Source organism: Nocardia sp. NPDC003345 (assembly GCF_053589395.1).
In genome coordinates, this window is record NZ_JBSFRU010000414.1 from 1 (window position 1) to 4,854 (window position 4,854).

Annotated in this window: 6 protein-coding genes; all 6 read right to left on the reverse strand. The window is 70.2% G+C overall.

Annotation, left to right across the window (positions count from 1 at the left end; all coding sequences use genetic code 11):
* Window positions 1-68: 68 nt before the first annotated feature.
* Window positions 69-833 (reverse strand): adenylate/guanylate cyclase domain-containing protein, encoded by a 765-nt coding sequence (locus ACWDU1_RS29520; RefSeq protein ID WP_450003480.1) that lies wholly within the window; start codon window positions 831-833, stop codon window positions 69-71.
* Between the two features lie 570 nt (window positions 834-1,403).
* Window positions 1,404-2,171, reverse strand: a complete 768-nt coding sequence (locus ACWDU1_RS29525; RefSeq protein WP_450003473.1) for an ABC transporter permease — start codon at window positions 2,169-2,171, stop codon at window positions 1,404-1,406.
* On the reverse strand, window positions 2,171-3,178 hold the full coding sequence (locus tag ACWDU1_RS29530; RefSeq protein ID WP_450003474.1) for an ABC transporter ATP-binding protein: 1,008 nt from the start codon (window positions 3,176-3,178) through the stop codon (window positions 2,171-2,173). Before ACWDU1_RS29530 ends, ACWDU1_RS29525 begins: the two co-directional genes overlap by 1 nt.
* 129 nt (window positions 3,179-3,307) lie before the next feature.
* Window positions 3,308-4,066: a thiazole synthase gene (gene thiG / locus ACWDU1_RS29535; RefSeq protein ID WP_450003475.1), complete on the reverse strand. Its 759-nt coding sequence runs from the start codon at window positions 4,064-4,066 to the stop codon at window positions 3,308-3,310.
* The gene (thiS, locus tag ACWDU1_RS29540; protein WP_450003477.1) at window positions 4,059-4,283 is read right to left on the reverse strand and encodes a sulfur carrier protein ThiS; all 225 of its coding nucleotides are present in this window, start codon (window positions 4,281-4,283) and stop codon (window positions 4,059-4,061) included. The genes thiG and thiS overlap by 8 nt, the downstream gene beginning before the upstream one ends.
* A partial coding sequence (locus ACWDU1_RS29545) for an FAD-dependent oxidoreductase (protein ID WP_450003479.1) occupies window positions 4,280-4,854 on the reverse strand: 575 nt, incomplete at its 5' end. The genes thiS and ACWDU1_RS29545, both read right to left, overlap by 4 nt.

A 4,854-nucleotide genomic window follows, 5' to 3' on the forward strand; every position in this document is an offset into this window, starting at 1 on the left:
GTACGCGCGGGCAGGCCGCGAATCGGCCCGCCGACGCTCCCACCCGCGGTTGCCGGTCGAGGACCGGCTCAGGACGAACTGACCCGGTATATCCGCAGATCCTCCGGGACCCCGCTCAACGGCGCCGCGAAGAAGCTACGCCGATACGGGCGGGCGGTGTAACCGAGCTCGGCCAGGGTTTCCGGGGCCAGCGCCGCCAGCGTGGATTCGGAGATCATCATGCGGCCGTTGCCGGCCGCCTCCATCACCCGGGCGGCGATGGTGACGTCCACGCCCAGCCAGTCGCCGCCGATCTCGCGCGGGGAACCGGTGTGCAGGCCGATCCGCATCCGCGGGCGGTAATCGCCCACCGCGATCTCCGCGAGGTTGCGGCGGGCGGCGACCGCGGCCTGGACGGCGCGGTCGGCGGACGGGAAGACCGCCATCACGCCATCGCCCATCCGTTTGACCACCTGACCGCCGCGTTCGGCGACGGGCGGTTCGATGGCCCGGGCCACCTTGCGCAGCAGGCTCAGCGTGGCTTCGTCACCCGCGGTGAGCGACCACGACGAGAACGAGACCAGATCGGTGAACATCACCGTCATCTCTTCGGTGCCTTTACCGCGGCCCAGGCGTTCGAGCATCGCCTGCCAGACCTGTAGCGCGCCGAATCCGATCTCGCGGGCGGCGCTGGGGTTGTCGCCGACGAGGCGGTCGGCGGCGCGGGCCACGGCGCGGGCGCCACCCGGGCCGGTGACCGAGAGCGGATCGCCGAACGCGGGATCGCCGGGCAGCTGTTCACGGGCCTTGCGCAGGACCTCGATAACGTCCGCGCGCTGGTTGGCCGCGTTCATGAACGCGGCCAGCGGGCCGACCCGGACCCGGGAGCCGTCGGGGTCCGGAACGGGGTTCAGTTCGATCTTGGTGCGGCGCGGCCGCGGGGTATGTGTGTGGCCGGCGCCCGGCGCGGCGGCATCGTCGACCTCCGGCTCCGGTACGGCGCTGCCGGAGGGATTTTCGTTCACGCCCCGAGGGTATCTCAGGGGTTCGGACGCGGGGGGAGTGCTGAGAATCGTCACCTGTCACCTCTCTATCGGAGGAGTGCGGCACGCCGTTGGGTCCGCCGATGGAAAACGTGTGGTGCCTGATCCGATCGTAGCGACGGTCGCACTGTGGGAGGTGAACTGGCGGTTACGGGCAAATCGCGTTCCCGAGCCGGTGTCACAGCGACGACATCGATCAACAGGACAAATGACCAGTTTTGTGATTACGACCACCGGCCCGGCGTGTCGGCGCCGGGCCGGTGGTGCGAGCACCCCGGGGCCGGGCAGTGGCCTCCGAGGCGCGGGGCGCGCGATCCTCCCGACAAGGTCGCGCTACCCACTACCCGAGCGGCGAGGGAAGCGGCTCGGGTCGTCTCGAGGTCAGGCGTCGCGCCGGTTGAGCACCAGTACCGCTATGCCGGAGACGACGGCGACGAAGGCGATGAAGTAGACGAGACTGCCCCACGGACCCCAGTGCCAATTCGCCGAGGTCATCGAGTCGTCCATCGTCGCGAAGCGGCTCGCGTTCTGGAACGGCAGGAACGCACCGATCTCACGTCCCACCTTACCCAGCGCCCCGACCAGCGGTTCGATGATCAGCTGCCAGAGCACGATCAGTGATATCGCCGCGGCCGACTGCCGTACCAGCACACCCACCGCTATGGCGAGCACCACATTGAGGAACGCGAGTACCGGGATGGCATACAGCGCGCGCCAGTTGCCGTCGAGCAGAAGTGTCGATCCGGCGTCGCCGGCAACGGCTTTGGCCACCGCGTAGGCGGCGAAGGCCAGCACGGTGGTCAGCACCGCGGCGTAGAGACCGACCAGCCCGGCCTTGGCGCCGATCACCAGAGTGCGGTTGGGCACGGCCTGAAAGGTGGTGCGGATGATGCCGAATCGGTATTCGGAGGTCACGGTCAGGGTGGCCATGATGGCCAGCACCATGACGCCGAAACCGGTGATTCCGAGGAACGCGGTATCGACCGTGAGTGCGGGCGCACCCGAGGCCTGCGGATCGTCGGCGGCGATCCGGCCGATGAACCCGAACAGTGCGGCGAAGCCGACGGCCAGCGCCACCACGATCACCGAGCACCACCAAGGCGACCGGGTCGAGGTGAGTTTGATGCGTTCGGCGGCGATCACGCCCATTACTTGGTACCTCCGACGGTCTGGGCCGGACTCTGCGGTGTGGGGGTCGCGGCGGCCTCCGCCATGAGCGCGGCCGCGTCCCCCTCGGGGCCGACCTCCCCGTGATACTGGACATCGCCGCCGGTCATACGCATGAACGCCTCCTCCAGCGAGCCGCGCTGCGGGGCGAGTTCGTAGAGGGTGATGTTGTGCTCACCGGCCAGGGCGCCGACCGCGTCGCTGGTGACCCCGTTGACCACCAGCGCCGCGCCGTCGGCGTTGCCGTCGTTCTGTTTGACGGTCATGCCGTTGGAGGTGAGCAGGCTGCGCAGCTCGTCGAGCTGCGGGCTCCGCACCCGTACCGAGGATTCGGAGGCGCGCTCGATGAATTCGGAGGTGGTGGAATCGGAGATGAGCCGGCCCCGGCCGATCACCACGAGATGATCGGCGGTCTGCGACATCTCCGAGAGCAGATGGCTCGACACCAGCACGGTGCGGCCTTCGGCGGCCAGCCGCTGCATGAAGCGGCGGATCCACAGGATGCCCTCGGGGTCCAGGCCGTTGACCGGTTCGTCGAACAGCAGCACCTTCGGGTCGCCCAGCAGCGCCCCCGCCAGGCCCAGCCGCTGGGACATACCGAGGGAGAACCCACCGGCGGACTTACCGGCGACCTCGGACAGGCCCACCAGCCGCAGCACCTCCTCGACCCGCGATTTGGGCAGGTTATTGGAGACCGCCATCCACTCCAGGTGGGCGCGGGCCGAACGGTTGGGATGCACCCATTTGGCATCGAGTAGCGCGCCGACCTCGCGTAACGGCTGGCGCAACCGGCCGTAGGGCTGCCCGTTGATCAGGGCGGTGCCCGCGGTCGGCCGGTCCAGGCCGAGAATCATTCGCATGGTGGTGGACTTACCGGCGCCGTTGGGACCCAGGAATCCGGTGACCTGGCCGGGTCGCACGGTGAAGGTCAGATCCTGGACGGCGACGGTTTGCCCGTAGTGCTTGGTCAAGCCCCGGACTTCGATCATGCCGACCAGCATGCCCTATGCCGGGCGTACGCGCGTCGCCCGTTGGTCGTGACCCGCCGTCATCCTGGAGGATGACCCGCCCCCGGGTGACCCGCCGCGCCCGTCGGGGTTCACCCCCGCTCGGGCGGCCTACAAACCGGGGGAGGACGCCTGCGCCCAGAACCGTTTGGGGATCCGGCCCGCCTCGCGGGCCCGGTACCCGGCCCGTACCGCGTCGGCCATGGCGGCGGCCATGAGCGCGGGCTGCCGGGCCCGGGTGACGGCGGTGGCCAGCAGCACCGCCGAGCAGCCCAGTTCCATGGCGAGCGCGGCATCGCTGGCGGTGCCGATCCCGGCGTCCAGGATCACCGGCACCTGCGCGCGGCTCACGATCATCTCGATATTGTGCGGGTTCCCGATGCCCAGGCCGGTGCCGATCGGCGCGCCCAGCGGCATCACCGCCGCGCAGCCGATGTCCTCGAGCCGGGCGGCCAGGGCCGGGTCGTCGTTGGTGTAGGGCAGCACCGTGAAACCGGCGTCGACCAGCTGTTCGGCCGCGTCGACCAGTTCGATGGGATCGGGCAGCAGGGTGCGCTCGTCGGCGACGACCTCGAGTTTGACCCAGGTGGTGTCGAGAGCCTCGGCCGCGAGCCGGGCCGTGAGCACCGCCTCGGCGGCCGTCCGGCAGCCCGCGGTATTGGGCAGCGGCGCGATATCGAGCCGTTTCAGCAGGTCGAGTACGCCCGTGCCGCCCGCGGCGTCGACCCGGCGCATGGCGACGGTGGTCAGTTCCGTGCCGGAGGCCAGCAGGGCCTCCTCCAGCACCGTCAGGTTCTCCGCACCGCCGGTTCCCATGATGAGCCGGGAACCGAAAGTGCGGTCCGCGATGCGCAGCGCGTTGTCAGCCACCCTGGACCGCCGTGAGCACATCGATCTCCCAGCCGCGTCCGACCGGTTCGTCCCAGCGCGATTTCGGGAACACCGCGCCGTTCACCGCGACCGCTACGCCCCGGCACGGCAGCTCCAGCCGTTCCAGCAGCTCACGCACGCTGAGTGGTTCGCCGAACTCGTGTTCGGTGCCGTTCACCGTGACCCCGATGGGCACGGATGCGGATGACAGTGTCATCGACTTCCTCCTGAGGATGTGGATGCCGCGAACCGGTGCGGATCCGCCGCCGCGACCTCGGCCAGCGGCCGGCCGCCGAGTTCGGCCAGTACCGCCTCGGCGGTGAGCGCACAGGTCAGCATGCCATTACGTCCGTGGCCGGTGGCGGCGATCACGCGATCGGAGAGCCGGCCGAGCAGCGGCAGGTTGTCCGGTGTCGCGGGCCGCGAGCCGGCGCTCGCCTCCGCCAGTTCGTACTCGCCGATTCCGGGCAACAGGGTTTCGGCGTCGGCGATCAGATCGCGGACCCCGGCCACCGTGACGGTGGTGTCGAAACCGGCCTCGTACTGGGTCGCGCCGAGGACCACCCCGTCGGCGCGCGGCACGAAGTAGATCGGCCGGCCGTGGACACGCCCGCGTATCACCCGGCCGGGCGGCGGCTGGGCGCCCGGGCGATGCCGTAATCGCAGGATCTCGCCCTTGAGTGGTCGCACCGCCAGGCCGGGCCACAGTTTCGCCGAGGCCGCGCCCGCGGCCAGCACGATGCGGTCCTGGGGCAGCGCGTCGAGGTCGCGGACCGAGGTGGGGTCGA

What these genes read in the sequence shown, in the direction of transcription:
- ACWDU1_RS29520 (WP_450003480.1), bottom strand. Translation starts at nt 833, where the DNA reads ATGAACGCGGCCAACCAGCGCGCGGACGTTATCGAGGTCCTGCGCAAG.
- ACWDU1_RS29525 (WP_450003473.1), bottom strand. Translation starts at nt 2,171, where the DNA reads ATGGGCGTGATCGCCGCCGAACGCATCAAACTCACCTCGACCCGGTCG.
- ACWDU1_RS29530 (WP_450003474.1), bottom strand. Translation starts at nt 3,178, where the DNA reads ATGATCGAAGTCCGGGGCTTGACCAAGCACTACGGGCAAACCGTCGCC.
- thiS (WP_450003477.1), bottom strand. Translation starts at nt 4,283, where the DNA reads ATGACACTGTCATCCGCATCCGTGCCCATCGGGGTCACGGTGAACGGC.